The organism is Pantoea eucrina, from assembly GCF_002095385.1.
Classification (GTDB): domain Bacteria; phylum Pseudomonadota; class Gammaproteobacteria; order Enterobacterales; family Enterobacteriaceae; genus Pantoea; species Pantoea eucrina.
On record NZ_MIPP01000001.1, the window covers coordinates 14,449 to 31,064 of the forward strand.

Genomic DNA, 16,616 nt, shown 5'->3' on the forward strand with positions numbered 1-16,616 from the left:
TGTCGTTTAACGCGGCAAATTCTGCAAATGCGCGCGAAACGCTGCCGCACGCAGAAAGCCGCTGATACGGGAATCGGGGATCTCCCGACCCTGCGCGTCAAAAAACAGAATGGTCGGCAATCCTGGCACCTGCAGCTGCTTCAGCAGGGCATTATCCTGCGCGCTGTTTGCGGTGACATCCGCCTGCAGCAGCTGCACGTCAGCAAGCGCGCTGGCGACTGCCGGATCGCTGAAGGTATATTTTTCAAACTCTTTGCAGGCGACACACCAGTCGGCATAGAGATCGAGCATGGTGATGCGCCCCGGTGCCTGCTGCAGCGCCTGCTCAAGCTCCGCGCTGCTGCTGATGCGCTTAAAGGGCAGGTGTGCCACGCTCTGGCTTGCCGTAGCGCCAAACGCCCATTCCTGCAGCGGCCGCGCCATAATCAGCGCTGCCCCTAACATCACCAGCGGCACGAAGCGCCACTTGCCGCGCGCGTTGATGCTGTGAATAAATGCCCAGCTGAAAAACGCTACGCCCAGCAGGCTCCAGAGCCGCAAACCCCAGGTGTCGCCGAGGATACGCTCCAGCAGAAATACCGGCAGCGCCAGGATAACAAACCCGAATGCCTCTTTTACCGTCTGCATCCACGGGCCGCTTTTGGGCAGTAGCCGATGGCCAAAAAGCGTGACGGCGATCAGCGGCAGCCCCATTCCCACGGCGTAGAGCCACAGCGTGCCGGCGCCGGCCCACAGGTTTCCGCTCTGTGCGATATACAGCAGGATCGCGCTGAGCGGCGCCGTGGTGCAGGGGGAGCAGATAAGCCCGGCCAGCGCGCCCATGACAAATACGCCAGGCAGCGAGCCGCCGCGCTGCTGATTGCTCCAGAGCGCAAGACGCGTCTGCAGGCTGGCGGGCAGCTGCAGCGAAAACAGGCCAAACATCGACAGCGCCAGCAGAATAAACAGCAGCGACAGACCCGCCAGGACGTATGGATGCTGCAGCGCCGCCTGAAAGCGCAGCCCGGCCGCCGCGACCACAACGCCCAAAAGCGTGTAGGTCAGCGCCATGCCCTGCACATAGACCAGCGCCAGCGACAGCAGCCAGCCGACGCTGTAGCGGCGTGCGCCGCCGAGGATAATGCCGGAAATCAGCGGGTACATCGGCAGGACACAGGGGGTAAAGGCGACGCCGATACCGATCAGCAGTGCCCAGAGCGGCGAGAAGGGCAGCGGCGTGGCGGCAGGCTGCGCCGTAACCGGCGCGCTGCCGCTGCTGACGGCGCTCAGCGGAACGGTACGGCTCTCCGGCGGGTAGCAGAATCCGGCCGCGGCGCAGCCCTGATACGTCACCGTCAGCGTGGCGCCCGCATCCGCCCGCTGCAGCGTCACCGGCAGCGTCACCGCCTGACGATAGATCTCGCTTTTGCCATAAAATTCATCCTCATGCGCCTCACCTGGCGGCAGCGTCAGCGGAGCCAGCTGCGCGTGCTGAGCCGTAATCTTCATCTGCTGACGATAGAGATAGTAGCCGGGCCTGACCTGCCAGTTCAGCGTCAGCGTTGAGCCCCGCTGAGAAAAATCAAACTGAAAGCCTGATCGACCGGCACAAAGCGGCTGGTGGATTTCGGCGCAAAGAGATCGGCCTGAGCCGACAGGCAAAGCAGCAGCGTCAGGCAGAGCGTCAGCAGGCGGGAAAGAGATGCAGCCATAACAAATTAATCAACTCCGGTAGTGCAGAAGCGGTGAGCATAGCACGCCCGCTTCGGCACAGGATTTCACAATGTAACGGCGTCAGAGGATCAGACTGCCAAACAGAAAGCCAAACGCCACGGAAAAGGCGATGGCCAGTACGCCCGGAATAATAAAGGAGTGGTTAAAGACAAACTTGCCGATTCGCGTCGAACCGGTGTCATCCATTTCCACCGCGGCCAGCAGCGTCGGATAGGTAGGCAGGACAAAGAGCGCTGATACCGCCGCAAACGAGGCCACTGCCGCCAGCGGCGAGACGCCGAGCATCAGTGCTGCCGGCATCAATGCTTTGGTGGTTGCCGCCTGCGAATAAAGCAAGGTGGCGGCAAAAAACAGCACCAGCGCCAGCATCCAGGGATAGCGCTGCAGCATGTCGCCCGCCAGAGTCTGGATCTCGCTCAGGTGCGCTTTGACAAAGGTATCGCCCAGCCACGCCACGCCCATGACGCAGATGCAGGCGCTCATGCCCGATTTAAACGTGCTGGCACTGAGGATCTCACTGCTGTCCACGCGGCAGGTCAGACAGATCAGCGTAGCGACCGTGAGCATAAACACGACGATCGCTTCGTTACGCGGCAGCACCGGGCTGGCGATCAGGCCCACGCTGTCGCTGATGGCGGTGGCATAGAGCACCACTGCCACAATGCCGGTCAGAAACAGCAATACGGCGCGGCGCGCGCCGGGTCGGGTGGTATACACTTTCTCACCGCGCAGCGTCACGTCGCCTCTGGCAAGCCGCGCCTGATAGATTGCATCATCCTTTAGTTCTGTACCGAGAAAGTTGGTGATCACTGCCGCGCAGAAGATTGCCGCCATCGTTGAGGGCAGCGCCACACCCAGCAGCGCCAGATAGCTGACGCCGCGGGGTTCCAGTATGGAGGCAAAAAATACCACTGCCGCAGAGAGCGGAGAGGCGGTGATCGCAATCTGGGAGGCCACCACCGCGATAGAGAGCGGACGCTATGGCCTGACGCCCTGCTCTTTGGCAACTTCAGCGATAACCGGCAGGGTGGAGAACGCGGTGTGGCCGGTGCCGGCCAGCAGCGTCATCAGATAGGTCACCAGCGGCGCCAGAAAAGTCACGTAGCGCGGATGACGGCGCAGCAGCTTTTCCGCCAGCCCGACCAGGTAATCCATACCGCCTGCGACCTGCATAGCAGCAATCGCGGCGATAACGGCCATAATAATTTCGATCACATCAAACGGGATTGCGCCGGGCTTCATGCCGCACACCAGCGTCAATATCAGCACTCCCAGACCGCCGGCAAAGCCGATTCCGATACCGCCCAGGCGGGCACCGAGCCAGATCGCCACGAATACCACTGCCAGTTCCACTGCTATCATCCGTTTCTCTCCTCAGGCTGCAGAACGTGTCCCCTGAATGTTGTAGTCGCCACATATAAAAAAAGCACGCCGTATTGTATACAGGCGTGCCCGGGGCAACATGATCGGAAACAGATTACTGTTCGTTTTCGTCGGTATAGCGTTTCGCTTTATAGGTCGGATGCATCAGGTTCTGGACGGAGAAAATATCATCCAGCTCCGCTTCGGTCAGCAGGCCGCGTTCCAGCACCACTTCACGTACGCTTTTGCCGGTTTCAGCACAGACTTTACCCACAATATCGCCGTTGTGGTGGCCGATATAGGGGTTGAGATAGGTGACAATACCGATAGAGTTGAATACGTAGGCTTCGCAGACCGCTTTGTTCGCCGTGATGCCATTAACGCATTTTTCCAGCAGGTTATAGCAGGCGTTGGTCAGAATGCTGACGGATTCAAACAGCGCCTGGCCAATCACCGGTTCCATTACGTTAAGCTGCAGCTGACCCGCCTCAGACGCCATGGTCACCGTGGTATCGTTGCCGATAACCTTAAAACAGACCTGATTCACCACTTCCGGCACCACCGGATTGACTTTGGCTGGCATGATCGAGGAGCCCGCCTGCAGTTCCGGCAGGTTGATTTCGTTCAGGCCGGCGCGCGGACCGGAAGAGAGCAGACGCAGGTCGTTGCAGATTTTTGACAACTTCACCGCCAGACGCTTCAGCGCTGAATGCACCATCACGTAGGCGCCGCAGTCGGACGTTGCTTCAATCAGATCTTCCGCCGGCACCACCGGCAAATTACTGACTTCTGCCAGGCGCTGCACGGCCAGCTGCTGATAGCCATCCGGCGTATTAAGGCGCGTACCGATTGCGGTTGCGCCAAGGTTCACTTCCAGCAACAGCTCGGCGGTGCGCAGAATATTGCGGGTCTCTTCATTCAGCAGCACGTTAAACGCGTGGAACTCCTGGCCCAGCGACATCGGCACCGCATCCTGCAGCTGGGTGCGGCCCATCTTCAGAATGTTTTCAAACTCCACGGCTTTGCGCTGGAAGCCTTCGCTCAGCTGGGCAATCGCATCCAGCAGCTTGAGAATAGAGGCGTAAACCGCAATCCGGAAGCCGGTCGGGTAGGCATCATTGGTTGACTGGCATTTGTTAACGTGGTCGTTGGGGTTGAGATACTGATACTCACCTTTCTGGTGACCCATCAGCTCCAGGCCGATGTTTGCCAGCACTTCGTTGGTATTCATGTTCACCGAGGTGCCGGCGCCGCCCTGGTAAACATCTACCGGGAACTGATCCATGCATTTGCCGTTGTTCAGCACCTCATCGCAGGCCTGAATAATGGTATTCGCAATGTTGCGCGGGATCGTCTGCAGCTCTTTGTTAGCCAGCGCGGCTGCTTTTTTAACCATCACCATGCCGCGGACAAATTCAGGAATGTCGCTGATTTTACTGCTACTGATATAGAAATTTTCAATCGCACGCAGAGTATGAACACCGTAGTAAGCATCCGCCGGCACTTCGCGCATGCCTAACAGGTCTTCTTCGATACGAATGTTGTTCGCCATGATTACCTTCTTATTATTGCTGCTCTGATACCGCCACGCATCCGGCATGGATGGAGAGCGAATAACACGCAGGTGAAGCAATTATATTGTCGTGGAATACCAGTGCCGACATTTTATCCATCTTCGGGCTGGCGGGCACGATCATATTCTGTCACGGCAGAAATGCTCGTACACAGATCACTTTACGGACATTTGCCCGGCAAGTGGTAATAACGATATGTGATGTATCTCTCACTTTTATGTCAAAAGGAATTATTTGGCCGGTGCGGTTGAAATCCACCGCGCGGGTGCCCATCTCACTACCTATGATCGTTACGATCGCTCTGTTTCTGCCGCCTGGCCTGTCGCGAGGCGGCCCAACTCACAGGAGACACCAGTGCGCTGGTTACCGTTTTTACTCTTTTTTGTCCTGGCGTGGATTGAGATCACGCTGTTTATCCAGGTGGCACATGCGCTGGGCGTGCTGCTGACGATGCTGCTGGTAATTTTTACCTCCTGTATCGGTGTGTCGCTGGTGAAAAATCAGGGCATGAAAAACTTTATGCTGATGCAGGAGAAGCTTGCGCGTAACGAAAGCCCGGCAGCGGAGATGATTAAAAGCGTCTCGCTGATCATCGCCGGTGTGCTGCTGCTGCTGCCCGGCTTCTTTACCGACTTTCTCGGCCTGCTGCTGCTGCTGCCGCCGGTGCAAAAGCTCCTGACGCTGAGGCTGATGCCGCATCTGCGCGTCTGGCGCGGTCCTGGCCAGGGACCCGACAGCGGCGTAACGATGGATGGTGAATTTGAGCGTAAAGATCAGGATCGCATCGGCCACGATAAAGATCGCTGAGGTAAGCGAGGCGGCGCAAGCCGCCTTATTTGTATTCTTTTTAAGCGTTTGTAGCACAAACAAAAATTTTTTTATTTTTTTCCCCTTGAAACTCTCTTGTCTGCCCCTATCTCTTCCTGCACGAGGCCGGAACCCTCAAGCCCGGCGTTCAACCCAAAAATGAATGATTGGACTTCTCAAAGGAGAGCTACCAAATGAAAATTCGTCCGTTGCACGATCGCGTTATCGTCAAGCGTAAAGAAGTTGAAGCTAAATCAGCAGGCGGTATCGTTCTGACCGGCTCTGCAGCTGGCAAATCAACCCGTGGTGAAGTTCTGGCTGTTGGCAATGGCCGCATCCTGGACAACGGCGAGATCAAGCCGCTGGACGTGAAAGTGGGTGATCTGGTGATTTTCAGCGAAGGCTACGGTGCAAAAACCGAGAAAATCGACAACGAAGAAGTTCTGATCATCTCTGAAAGCGACATCCTGGCGATTGTCGAAGCGTAATTTACGCGTAATTCACTGAACGAAACGAATTTAAGGGAAATTTGAAATGGCAGCTAAAGACGTAAAATTCGGTAATGACGCACGCGTAAAAATGCTGCGTGGCGTGAACGTACTGGCAGATGCAGTAAAAGTTACCCTGGGCCCGAAAGGCCGTAACGTGGTTCTGGATAAATCTTTTGGTGCACCGACCATCACTAAAGATGGTGTTTCTGTTGCGCGTGAAATCGAGCTGGAAGATAAGTTCGAGAACATGGGTGCGCAGATGGTGAAAGAAGTCGCGTCTAAAGCAAACGATGCAGCAGGCGACGGCACCACCACCGCAACCGTACTGGCACAGTCTATCGTTAACGAAGGCCTGAAAGCCGTTGCGGCCGGCATGAACCCGATGGATCTGAAGCGCGGTATCGATAAAGCCGTTGTCGCTGCTGTTGAGCAGCTGAAAGCGCTGTCTGTACCTTGCCAGGACACCCGCGCAATCGCGCAGGTTGGTACTATTTCTGCTAACTCCGATGAGAGCGTTGGTACCCTGATCGCCCAGGCGATGGAAAAAGTGGGTAAAGAAGGCGTTATCACCGTTGAAGAAGGCACCGGTCTGCAGGACGAGCTGGACGTAGTGGAAGGTATGCAGTTCGATCGCGGCTACCTCTCTCCTTACTTCATCAACAAGCCAGAAACCGGCGCAGTTGAGCTGGAAAGCCCGTTCATTCTGCTGGCTGACAAGAAAATCTCCAACATTCGTGAAATGCTGCCAGTACTGGAAGCCGTTGCGAAAGCGGGCAAACCACTGCTGATCATCGCGGAAGATGTGGAAGGTGAAGCACTGGCAACGCTGGTGGTGAACACCATGCGCGGTATCGTGAAAGTGGCTGCGGTTAAAGCGCCAGGCTTTGGCGACCGTCGTAAAGCGATGCTGCAGGATATCGCTATCCTGACCGGCGGTACCGTGATCTCTGAAGAGATCGGTATGGAGCTGGAGAAATCCACTCTGGAAGATCTGGGTCAGGCCAAGCGTGTCGTGATCAACAAAGATACCACCACCATCATCGATGGTGTGGGCGATCAGGGCGCTATCTCTGGCCGCGTATCGCAGATCCGTCAGCAGATCGAAGAAGCGACCTCAGATTACGATAAAGAGAAGCTGCAGGAGCGCGTAGCGAAACTGGCAGGCGGCGTAGCCGTACTGAAAGTAGGCGCCGCTACTGAAGTGGAAATGAAAGAGAAGAAAGCCCGCGTTGAAGATGCCCTGCACGCTACCCGTGCTGCGGTAGAAGAAGGCGTGGTAGCGGGCGGCGGTGTCGCGCTGGTTCGCGTTGCGGCTCAGCTGACCGATCTGCGTGGTCAGAACGAAGATCAAAACGTCGGTATCAAAGTTGCGCTGCGCGCAATGGAAGCTCCGCTGCGTCAGATCGTTTCCAACGCCGGTGAAGAGCCTTCCGTTGTGGCAAACAACGTGAAAGCGGGCGACGGTAACTACGGTTACAACGCGCAGACCGAAGAGTATGGCAACATGATCGACTTCGGTATCCTGGATCCAACCAAAGTAACCCGTTCTGCGCTGCAGTACGCGGCCTCTGTAGCTGGTCTGATGATCACTACCGAGTGCATGGTTACCGATCTGCCTAAAGGCGACGCACCTGATTTAGGCGCGGGCGCAGGCGGTATGGGTGGCATGGGCGGTATGGGCGGCATGATGTAATTGTCCCCGACAGCGTAAGCTATCTGCGAAACCCCCGACCGGAAACGGTCGGGGGTTTTTCTTTTGCTGGCGAACAGGGTATAAGTAGGGACGCGATCTTTCGGCTTTGTGGGTTCAGGGCAATGAATGTTCAGAAAAAAAGTGCGCTTTTCTGCTACGCTGCCGCCCGACACTGATGATAATAAAATGGGGATTACAATGCGGATTAACCTCTTGCCCGGACTGGCAGCGGGCATCATGCTGCTGGCGGGTTGCAGCAGCTCAAATCAGCTGAGCGCCGCTGGCGAACGCGTCACGTTTGTCGATGAGCAGCCAGCAAGTCAATGTCAGCTTCTGGGCAACGTCACCGGCTCACAGAGCAACTGGCTGAGCGGGGCGGGCGGCGAAAATAGCGCGCTGCGCGGTGCTGCCAACGATCTGCGCAACCGGGCGGCTGAAATGGGCGGCAACGTTATTTATGGTGCCACCAGCCCGACGCAGAATCTGCTTTCTGCGTTCGCGCCGCTCGACAGCAAAATGACCGGCCAGGTTTACAAGTGTCCGTAATAGCAGAGCAGCAATAAAAAAGCCGCGAGAGCGGCTTTTTTTATTTGCAGCGGAATGTGGGGGTTACGAGCCGCTGTGGTCGCCATTAATGGCGACCCTACATAAGCACGCCGGGTGCGCATCAGTTGCGGCACGTCTGCTTGCAGGGTGCGCATCAGTTGCGGCACGTCTGTTTGCAGGGTGCGCATCAGTTGCGGCACGTCTGTTTGCAGGGTGCGCATCAGTTGCGGCACGTCTGTTTGCAGGGTGCGCATCAATTGCGGCACGTCTTTGTAGGGTGCGCATTCATGCGCACCGGAGAGCGAGCGTTACTCCTGACGCAGCTGAAGGTCCAGCGGGGTTTTGCTCGGCTCACCGCCAATCTCACGCGCCAGTCTGGGCACCATATAGCCGGAGACCCGGCTGAGCAGCTGACGCATCAGCGTGCGCGCTTCGGCGTCTGAAACAAAGAAGTGGGCAGCGCCCTGAACTTTGTCGAGTACGTGGAGATAGTAGGGCAGAATGCCGGCATCAAACAGCGCATTACTTAGCTCAGCCAGCGCATCCGCATTATCATTAACGCCGCGCAGCAGCACGCTCTGATTCAGCAGCGTCACGCCCGATCGCTTCAGCAGCTGCAGACGCGCGCGCAGCGCCTCATCAATCTCCTGCGCGTGATTGATATGGCTTACCAGCAGCACCTGCAGGCGGGTGTCAGCCAGCAGCTGGCACAGCGTTTCCGTAATGCGCGCCGGGATCACCACCGGCAGCCGGCTGTGAATACGCAGTCGCTTCAGATGCGGGATCTGCTCCAGCGCCGCAATCAGCCAGGCCAGCTCATGATCTTTAGCCATTAGCGGATCGCCGCCGGAAAGGATAATCTCATCCAGCTCCGGGTGCGCGGCAATATAGTCGATCGCCGCCTGCCAGTTACGCTTGTTGCCCTGATTATCCTGATAGGGAAAGTGACGACGGAAACAGTAGCGGCAGTTTACCGCACAGCCCCCTTTAACCAGCAGAAGCGCGCGGTTTTTATACTTGTGCAGCAGGCCCGGCACCACGCTGCTCTGCTCATCGAGCGGATCGGTAGTGTAGCCCGGCGCATCGGTAAACTCCTGGCGGCTGGTCAGCACCTGCAGCAGCAGAGGGTCACCGGCATCGCCGTGGCGCATGCGCTGAATGAAGGCGCGCGGCACGCGCAGGGCAAAAAGCTGGCGTGCAGCGTGGCCGGCAGCTAATTCCTGATGATGTTCGAGGCCTAAAAGTTGCAGTAATTCAGCAGGATCGGTGACAACATCAGCAAGTTGCTGCAACCAATCTTCTCTGACAGGGGAATTTAGGGTTACAATGTGTGCCATTTTTTTGGCTATTACCAGTTAATATCTACAGAGGGCCTTTATGGCGACTTATCTTAGCAACGATTTTCGTTCCGGTCTTAAAATCATGTTCGAAGGCGAACCGTATGCCATCGAATCCAGTGAATTCGTAAAACCGGGTAAAGGCCAGGCTTTCGCACGCGTTAAAATGCGTCGTCTGCTGACCGGTTCTCGCGTTGAGAAGACCTTCAAATCTACCGACTCTGCCGAAGGCGCAGACGTTCGTGATATGACGCTGCAGTACTCTTACAACGACGGTGACTTCTTCTACTTTATGCACCCTGAGTCTTTTGAACAGTACCAGGTTGAAGCCAAAGTACTGGATGACGTGACCAAGTGGCTGCAGGACAACGCAGAGTGTATCGTAACCCTGTGGAACGATAAACCGATTGCCGTTCAGCCGCCAAACTTCATCGAAGCAGAAATCACTGAAACCGATCCGGGCCTGAAAGGCGATACCGCCGGAACCGGCGGCAAGCCAGCGACCCTGTCGACCGGCGCAGTCATCAAAGTGCCACTCTTCGTTCAGATTGGCGAAGTGGTGAAAGTTGACACCCGCTCGGGTGAATACGTTTCCCGCGTAAAATAAGCACTAAATCAGGCGCATCTGTGATGCGCCTTTTTTTATGCCCGCGAAACGCGCCGGCGGCGTGAATTTTTCAGGGACTTAGCTACCAGGCTGCAGAAGCGGACTATGCTTTAAAAGCTGTACTTTTACTGCAACCAACAAGGATATGGCTATGTTTAAGAAAAGTATTGTCGCAATTTTCTCTGTGCTGGTGCTCTCTTCGGTACTGAGCGGCTGTAACACCACGCGCGGCGTCGGTGAAGATGTCGAAGCGGGTGGTCAGGCAATTCAGCGCAGCACCCAGTAAAATCTGCCGGTGCGAAAGCTTTCGCACCGCTCTTCTTTTCCTCTGATCTGCCAGCTTCTCTTCCGCTACGCCTCGTTGTTTGCTGCTTCTGTTCCGGGTAGACTTCCACCCCTTATTTGTATGAGGAGTCATCACCATGAGCGAAACGGCAAGCTGGCAGCCGAGCGCACCCATTGCCAATTTGTTGAAACGCGCCGCGATTCTGGCGGAAATCAGGCGTTTCTTTGCCGATCGCGGCGTGCTGGAAGTGGATACCCCGGCGATGAGCCAGGCCACCATTACCGATATCCATCTGGTGCCGTTTCAGACGCGTTTTGTCGGACCCGGCGCCAGCGAAGGCCGCGATCTCTGGCTGATGACCAGCCCGGAATACCATATGAAACGGCTGCTGGCCGCTGGCAGCGGGCCGATCTACCAGATGGGTCGCTGCTTCCGTAATGAAGAGGCGGGGCGTCATCACAATCCTGAATTCACCATGCTGGAGTGGTATCGCCCGCACTACGATATGTATCGCCTGATGAACGAGGTGGACGATCTGCTGCAGCAGGTGCTGGAGTGCGACACTGCAGAATCCCTTTCCTATCAGCAGGCGTTTATCCGTCATCTGGAGATTGATCCGCTCTCTGCGGATAAAACGCAGCTGCGCGAAGCCGCGACAAAGCTCGGCGAGGGGGAGCTGGCGCAGCGTGAAGAGGATCGCGATACGCTGCTGCAGCTGCTGTTTATGCTGGGCGTAGAGCCGAAAATTGGCAACGACAAACCCTGCTTTGTCTATCACTTCCCGGCAAGTCAGGCTGCGCTGGCGGAGATCAGCACGGAAGATCATCGCGTTGCTGAACGCTTCGAGGTCTATTACAAAGGGGTTGAGCTGGCGAACGGTTTTCGCGAGCTGACCGACAGCCGTGAGCAGCGTCAGCGTTTTGAACAGGATAACCGTCGTCGTGCGGCGCGCGGGCTGCCGCAGCATCCGATTGACCACTATCTGCTGGATGCCCTGGCGCATGGTATGCCAGCCTGTTCCGGCGTGGCGCTGGGCGTGGATCGCCTGATTATGCTGGCGCTGAAAGCCAGCGCGCTGAGCGATGTGATCGCGTTTCCGGTCGACAGAAGCTGAGAACGTCAGGTTAAGCGCGGCGCCGGCTGGCGCCGCGGCTTACTGGGCGGTGGTGACGGGCGCGGCAGCTTCCGGAAATTCCTGAATCGTAACCGGCAGCGTCATTTTTTGCTCATTGCGCAGCACCTGCACATCAATCACTGAACCGGGGCGGATCTCCGCCACCTGATCCATCGTCTCCTGCGCGGAGAGCGCAGGCTTGCCATTAACCTGCAGCAGCACATCGTTGGCCTGGATCCCGGCGCTATCGGCCGGACCGCCCGGCGCGACGCTGTTAACAATAATACCCTGTACGCGATCGAGATTGCTGCCCTGGCCGTGCAGCGGCGGCAGTTCACGTCCGGTAATGCCGATATAGCCGCGGATCACCCGCCCGTCGCGGATCAGCTTATCCATGATTTTGGCCGCCAGCGCGGTAGGAATAGCGAAGCCGATGCCTTCCGGTGTTTCTCCGTCGTTGCTTTTATCAAAGGTCAGCGTGTTGATACCCATCAGCTCGCCCAGCGAATTGATCAGCGCGCCGCCTGAGTTACCCTGATTAATTGAGGCATCGGTCTGGAGAAAATTTTGCCGGCCGGAAGAGCTCAGGCCGACGCGCCCGGTCGCGCTGATAATGCCCTGTGTGACCGTCTGCCCGAGGTTATAAGGGTTACCAATCGCCATCACGACGTCACCAATGTGCGCCAGCCGCGCAGGGTTAATGGGGATAACCGGCAGGCCTGAGGCGCTGATTTTGAGCACGGCTAAATCGGTCATGGCGTCGGAGCCCACCAGGGTCGCTTCAAAAAAGCGGCCATCCTGCAGCGCCACGATGATCTGATCGGCGTTATTGATAACGTGTTTGTTGGTAAGGATGTACCCTTTCGCGTTCATGATCACACCCGAGCCGAGCGTGGTGATACCGCGATTATTGTTACCGTGGGCGCTGCGGTTGTAGACATTGACTACGGCGGGCACGGCGCGGCGCACCCCCGGATTAAAACTGAAAGGGGTTTCGTCAGCGCTGCTTTCATGATCAAAAGTGACGTCGCTGCCCATCCGCAGCGCCGGGATCGCAACAAGCAGCAAGCCTGCTACGATCAGGCCCATCACCACTGCACGCAAAAGTTTAAGAAACATGGTGTTATTTCAAGCCAGGTGAGATCGCAGGGCAGAATAACATGAGAAAGGCGGACACACACCTGCTTGTCCGCCTGTCGGGGGGATTATCTCAGCAGCAGGTAGATACTCTCGTCGCCGCGTACCACATTCAGCGCCAGCACCGGCGGTTTGCCCTCCAGTACTTTGCGCATCTCAGCGAGGCTCTGCACCCGGGTACGGTTTACGCCCACAATCACATCATCTTTCTGCAGACCGACCTGCTCAGCCGGCGTGCCTTTTTCGATGGCGTCGACTTTAATGCCTTTATCGCCTGTTTTGGTGGTGCCGTCGCTCAGCTGCGCGCCCTGCAGGGCAGGAGACATCAGCTGCGCGCTGGCGGTGCTCTGCGCGCTCTGCTCCAGCGTAACGGTCACGCTGACCGGCTTACCGTCGCGCAGCAGACCGATTTTCACCTGCTGGCCTGGCGGCGTGGTGCCTACTTTAACGCGCAGCTCGGCGAAGCTGGCGATCGGCTTATCGTTGATAGAGGTGATGATGTCGCCCGATTTTATCCCCGCTTTCTCCGCGGCCGATTTTGGCAACACTTCAGAGACAAATGCGCCGCGCTGCGCGTCAACGTTAAACGCTTTCGCAATATCCGCCGTCATCTCGGTGCCTTTGATACCCAGCTGACCGCGCTTCACTTCGCCGAACTGAATCAGCTGCTGCGCCAGGTTAATCGCCATATCACTGGGGATGGCAAAGCCGATACCAATATTGCCGCCGCTTGATGCCAGAATCGCGGTATTAATACCGATAAGCTCACCGTTCAGGTTGACCAGCGCGCCGCCGGAGTTACCGCGGTTAATCGCCGCATCCGTCTGAATAAAGTTCTCCAGTCCTTCAAGATTAAGACCGCTGCGGCCGAGTGCCGAGATGATCCCGGAGGTGGCTGTCTGACCCAGACCAAACGGGTTACCGATGGCTACCGCAAAGTCGCCGACTTTCAGCGCATCAGAATCGGCGATTTTCACCTGCGTCAGGTTCTTAGCCCCTTCAACCTGAATCAGAGCGATATCTGTCTGCTCGTCGTGGCCAATCAGTTTGGCATCATATTCGTTGCCGTCGCTGAGCTGGACGCTGATTTTGTCCGCGCCGTTTACAACGTGATTATTCGTCAGAATGTAGCCTTTTGCCGCATCGATAATGACGCCTGAACCGAGGCCTTCAAACGGCTGGGGCTGTGACTGACCGGGCGCCTGGCCGAAAAAACGCTTCAGCGGTTCCGGGATCTCCTGCGCCTGCTGACCACTGTCGCTGCCCTCAACGTGTACGCTGACCACCGCCGGCAGCACTTTCTCCAGCATCGGTGCCAGGCTTGGCAGCGCCTGCCCCTGAATCTGTGCCGGAAGCGCGGCCATCGCGCCTGACGTTGCGGCCAGGCTCATGCTGATACTCAGCGCCAGTGCGCTTAATAGTTTTGTTTGTTTTTTCATGGGTTATCAGGCTCTCGCTGCGAATAGGGGAGTACAGAAAGTGTGACAATCGTTTACTGCAAGTGTTCGAAACAAAAAGGGCACCGCATGAGGCGGTGCCCTGAAAAGATTAACTGCGGGGCGGGGTAGTGCGATCGCTGCCGCGCAGTAACCCGGAAGCGCCTTCAGAGTAGTCACGCGGGATCTGCACCGGCGCCTGATCGTTATCCGCTTCCGCTTCCGTCAGCTGATAGGCGAACGGATTTTTTTCACCCGGCAGATTAGGCAGCAGATCGTTGGATCCTTTTGCCATGTGCTGATAAAGCTGGCGGTAATCGCGCGCCATATTGTCCAGCAGCTCTGCGCTCTGGGCAAAATGGTTGGTGAGCTCTTCGCGATAATCTGCCAGCTCCGCTTTTGATTTTTCCAGTTCATACTGCATGCTGCGCTGTTCGCGCAATTTTTTGTTGCCAAAACGCATAGCGACTGCGCCGACAATAATGCCAATCACTAAACCAATCAGCCCGTATTCCCAGGTCATAATAACTCCCGTGTAATTTCCGTTGCTTCGTAGGGCATTGCTTCAACTTCAACTTCAGCTTCACTATAAGTCACTATACCCGTTAATCTGCAGGAAGTGGAACTATCGGACTGTATCGCTTAGTGTAGAGCGGCCTAATTTTCAGCAACCGACACGTGAATCGGACTTTTCAGGGATTCTGAGAGAACCATGCAAACCTCATCTCCGCTTGCGCGCTATGAGCAGGCGCTGTCGCAGGGCGAGTTCCGCCCGGACGACGTACAACGTGAAGCTATAACCCGCTTAGACGCTATCCAGCAAGGGCTTATTGCCCGTCAGCAGCCGCGTGAAAACAGCGGTCGCGGCCTGCTGGGACGCCTCTCCCGACTGGTCGGCAAAGAGAAGGCAGCGCCGGAAGCACCGGTACGCGGTCTCTATATGTGGGGCGGCGTCGGCCGGGGAAAAACCTGGGTCATGGACCTGTTTTTTCAGTCAATTCCTGGCGATCGCAAACTGCGGCTGCACTTTCATCGTTTTATGCTGCGGGTACATGAAGAGCTGACGCAGCTGCAGGGACAAAGCGATCCGCTGCAGATTGTGGCTGACCGTTTTAAAGCAGAGACCGATATCCTCTGCTTTGATGAGTTTTTTGTCTCCGACATTACCGATGCCATGCTGCTGGGTACGCTGATGGAGGCACTGTTCGCACGCGGTATCGCCCTGGTCGCCACCTCCAATATTCCGCCGGACGATCTCTACCGCAACGGTCTGCAGCGCGCGCGCTTCCTGCCCGCTATTGAGCAGATTAAACAGCACTGTGAGGTGATGAACGTGGATGCCGGCATCGACTATCGCCTGCGTACGCTGACGTCAGCACATCTGTGGAACCATCCGCTTAATGACGCCACACAGGCGGAGATGACGCGCATGTTTCGTGCGCTGGCGGGCGGAGCACCCGATGATGCACCGGTGCTGGAGATCAATCACCGGGAGATGCCCACCCGTGGAGTACATGAAGGCGTACTCGCCATTGATTTCCTGACGCTGTGCGGAGCGGGGCGCAGCCAGCACGACTACATTGAGCTGTCGCGGCGTTTCCATAGCGTGCTGCTGTTTGATGTACCGGTGATGATTTATAAAACTGAAGATCAGGCGCGCCGCTTTCTGGCGCTCGTGGATGAATTTTATGAACGCCACGTCAAACTGGTGGTGGCAGCGGAAACCTCGCTGTTTGAAATTTATCAGGGAACCCGGCTGAAGTTCGAGTATCAGCGCTGCCTGTCACGCCTGCAGGAGATGCAGAGCGAGGAGTATCTCCGGCTGCCGCATCTGCCGTGACGCCCGGCCAGAAATCGTGAATTTTGTCGCAAAAAGGTTCGATTTTTAAATCTGACTTCTCTATAATCTTGCGACCCCACGTTACAGCACAGCATTTCTTTTCCCGGAAAGCTGTGTGATCCGGTAACTCTACCTGAGGGGGTGGGCTTGCTGGGCGAAATGGTCGCGTGAGCCTCAATCGTTAACTTAGCGTTTGGGATTTCACCAACGTGTAACTTTTATTTGGGTAAGCTTTTCAATGAAAACTTTTACAGCTAAACCAGAAACCGTACAGCGTGACTGGTATGTTGTTGACGCAACTGGCAAAACCTTGGGTCGCCTGGCGACTGAACTGGCGCGCGTCTGCGTGGTAAGCACAAAGCGGAATATACTCCGCACGTTGACACCGGTGATTACATCATCGTTCTGAACGCGGACAAAGTTGCTGTAACCGGCAACAAGCGTACCGACAAGATTTACTATCACCACACTGGTCACATCGGTGGTATCAAGCAGGCGACCTTCGAAGAGATGATTGCCCGCCGTCCTGAGCGTGTGATTGAAATCGCGGTTAAAGGCATGCTGCCAAAAGGCCCACTGGGTCGTGCTATGTACCGTAAACTGAAAGTTTACGCAGGCAACGAGCACAACCACGCGGCGCAGCAACCGCAAGTTCTTGACATTTAATCGGGAT

At 56.5% G+C, this 16,616-nt stretch carries 14 protein-coding genes and 3 pseudogenes; 9 read left to right on the forward strand and 8 right to left on the reverse strand.

Features of this window, described 5'->3' with window-relative positions; all coding sequences use genetic code 11:
- Window positions 1-6: 6 nt before the first annotated feature.
- The 3 genes and pseudogenes from HA43_RS00080 to aspA form a co-directional block, all read right to left on the reverse strand.
- Window positions 7-1,691, reverse strand: a pseudogene (locus HA43_RS00080) (protein-disulfide reductase DsbD).
- 82 nt (window positions 1,692-1,773) lie between these two features.
- Window positions 1,774-3,075, reverse strand: a pseudogene (locus HA43_RS00085) (anaerobic C4-dicarboxylate transporter).
- Between the two features lie 115 nt (window positions 3,076-3,190).
- Window positions 3,191-4,627 (reverse strand): aspartate ammonia-lyase, encoded by a 1,437-nt coding sequence (gene aspA / locus HA43_RS00090; protein ID WP_039382126.1) that lies wholly within the window; start codon window positions 4,625-4,627, stop codon window positions 3,191-3,193.
- Window positions 4,628-5,003: 376 nt separating this feature from the next.
- On the opposite strand from aspA, the gene HA43_RS00095 reads away from it, so the two are divergent.
- The 4 genes from HA43_RS00095 (at window position 5,004) to HA43_RS00110 (ending at window position 8,186) form a co-directional block, all read left to right on the forward strand.
- On the forward strand, window positions 5,004-5,456 hold the full coding sequence (locus tag HA43_RS00095; protein ID WP_039382127.1) for an FxsA family protein: 453 nt from the start codon (window positions 5,004-5,006) through the stop codon (window positions 5,454-5,456).
- Window positions 5,457-5,650: 194 nt separating this feature from the next.
- Window positions 5,651-5,944, forward strand: coding sequence for a co-chaperone GroES (locus tag HA43_RS00100; RefSeq protein ID WP_039382130.1), 294 nt, complete (start codon window positions 5,651-5,653; stop codon window positions 5,942-5,944).
- 46 nt (window positions 5,945-5,990) lie between these two features.
- Window positions 5,991-7,640, forward strand: coding sequence for a chaperonin GroEL (groL, locus tag HA43_RS00105; protein WP_039382134.1), 1,650 nt, complete (start codon window positions 5,991-5,993; stop codon window positions 7,638-7,640).
- Window positions 7,641-7,838: 198 nt separating this feature from the next.
- A complete protein-coding gene (locus HA43_RS00110; protein ID WP_039385686.1) occupies window positions 7,839-8,186 on the forward strand; it encodes a DUF4156 domain-containing protein in 348 nt (115 codons plus the stop codon).
- Here HA43_RS00110 and HA43_RS00115 read toward each other — a convergent pair.
- Window positions 8,171-8,440, reverse strand: a complete 270-nt coding sequence (locus tag HA43_RS00115; protein ID WP_094110666.1) for a hypothetical protein — start codon at window positions 8,438-8,440, stop codon at window positions 8,171-8,173. The two genes, HA43_RS00110 and HA43_RS00115, sit on opposite strands and share 16 nt — an antisense overlap.
- 54 nt (window positions 8,441-8,494) lie before the next feature.
- Window positions 8,495-9,523 (reverse strand): EF-P beta-lysylation protein EpmB, encoded by a 1,029-nt coding sequence (gene epmB / locus HA43_RS00120; protein WP_094110667.1) that lies wholly within the window; start codon window positions 9,521-9,523, stop codon window positions 8,495-8,497.
- A gap of 40 nt (window positions 9,524-9,563) precedes the next feature.
- Between epmB and efp the strand changes: the two genes are divergently transcribed.
- The 3 genes from efp (at window position 9,564) to epmA (ending at window position 11,530) form a co-directional block, all read left to right on the forward strand.
- Window positions 9,564-10,130 carry an elongation factor P gene (efp, locus tag HA43_RS00125; RefSeq protein WP_039382139.1) on the forward strand — a complete coding sequence of 189 codons (567 nt, stop codon included), beginning with the start codon at window positions 9,564-9,566 and terminating at the stop codon, window positions 10,128-10,130.
- A gap of 151 nt (window positions 10,131-10,281) precedes the next feature.
- The gene (locus HA43_RS00130; RefSeq protein ID WP_039382142.1) at window positions 10,282-10,416 is read left to right on the forward strand and encodes an entericidin A/B family lipoprotein; all 135 of its coding nucleotides are present in this window, start codon (window positions 10,282-10,284) and stop codon (window positions 10,414-10,416) included.
- A 136-nt stretch (window positions 10,417-10,552) separates the two neighbouring features.
- Window positions 10,553-11,530 (forward strand): elongation factor P--(R)-beta-lysine ligase, encoded by a 978-nt coding sequence (gene epmA, locus HA43_RS00135; protein WP_039382145.1) that lies wholly within the window; start codon window positions 10,553-10,555, stop codon window positions 11,528-11,530.
- A 39-nt stretch (window positions 11,531-11,569) separates the two neighbouring features.
- Here epmA and degS read toward each other — a convergent pair whose 3' ends face one another.
- From degS to zapG, 3 genes are all read right to left on the reverse strand, one after another.
- Complete coding sequence (gene degS, locus HA43_RS00140; RefSeq protein WP_039382147.1) at window positions 11,570-12,649, reverse strand: outer membrane-stress sensor serine endopeptidase DegS; 1,080 nt, start codon at window positions 12,647-12,649, stop codon at window positions 11,570-11,572.
- A gap of 86 nt (window positions 12,650-12,735) precedes the next feature.
- Window positions 12,736-14,106 carry a serine endoprotease DegQ gene (gene degQ / locus HA43_RS00145; RefSeq protein ID WP_039382149.1) on the reverse strand — a complete coding sequence of 457 codons (1,371 nt, stop codon included), beginning with the start codon at window positions 14,104-14,106 and terminating at the stop codon, window positions 12,736-12,738.
- Between the two features lie 109 nt (window positions 14,107-14,215).
- A complete protein-coding gene (gene zapG / locus HA43_RS00150) occupies window positions 14,216-14,626 on the reverse strand; it encodes a Z-ring associated protein ZapG (RefSeq protein ID WP_094110668.1) in 411 nt (136 codons plus the stop codon).
- A gap of 189 nt (window positions 14,627-14,815) precedes the next feature.
- On the opposite strand from zapG, the gene zapE reads away from it, so the two are divergent.
- Window positions 14,816-15,943 (forward strand): cell division protein ZapE, encoded by a 1,128-nt coding sequence (gene zapE / locus HA43_RS00155; protein WP_094110669.1) that lies wholly within the window; start codon window positions 14,816-14,818, stop codon window positions 15,941-15,943.
- A gap of 238 nt (window positions 15,944-16,181) precedes the next feature.
- Window positions 16,182-16,609: pseudogene (rplM, locus tag HA43_RS00160) on the forward strand (50S ribosomal protein L13).
- The last annotated feature ends 7 nt before the right edge of the window (window positions 16,610-16,616 follow it).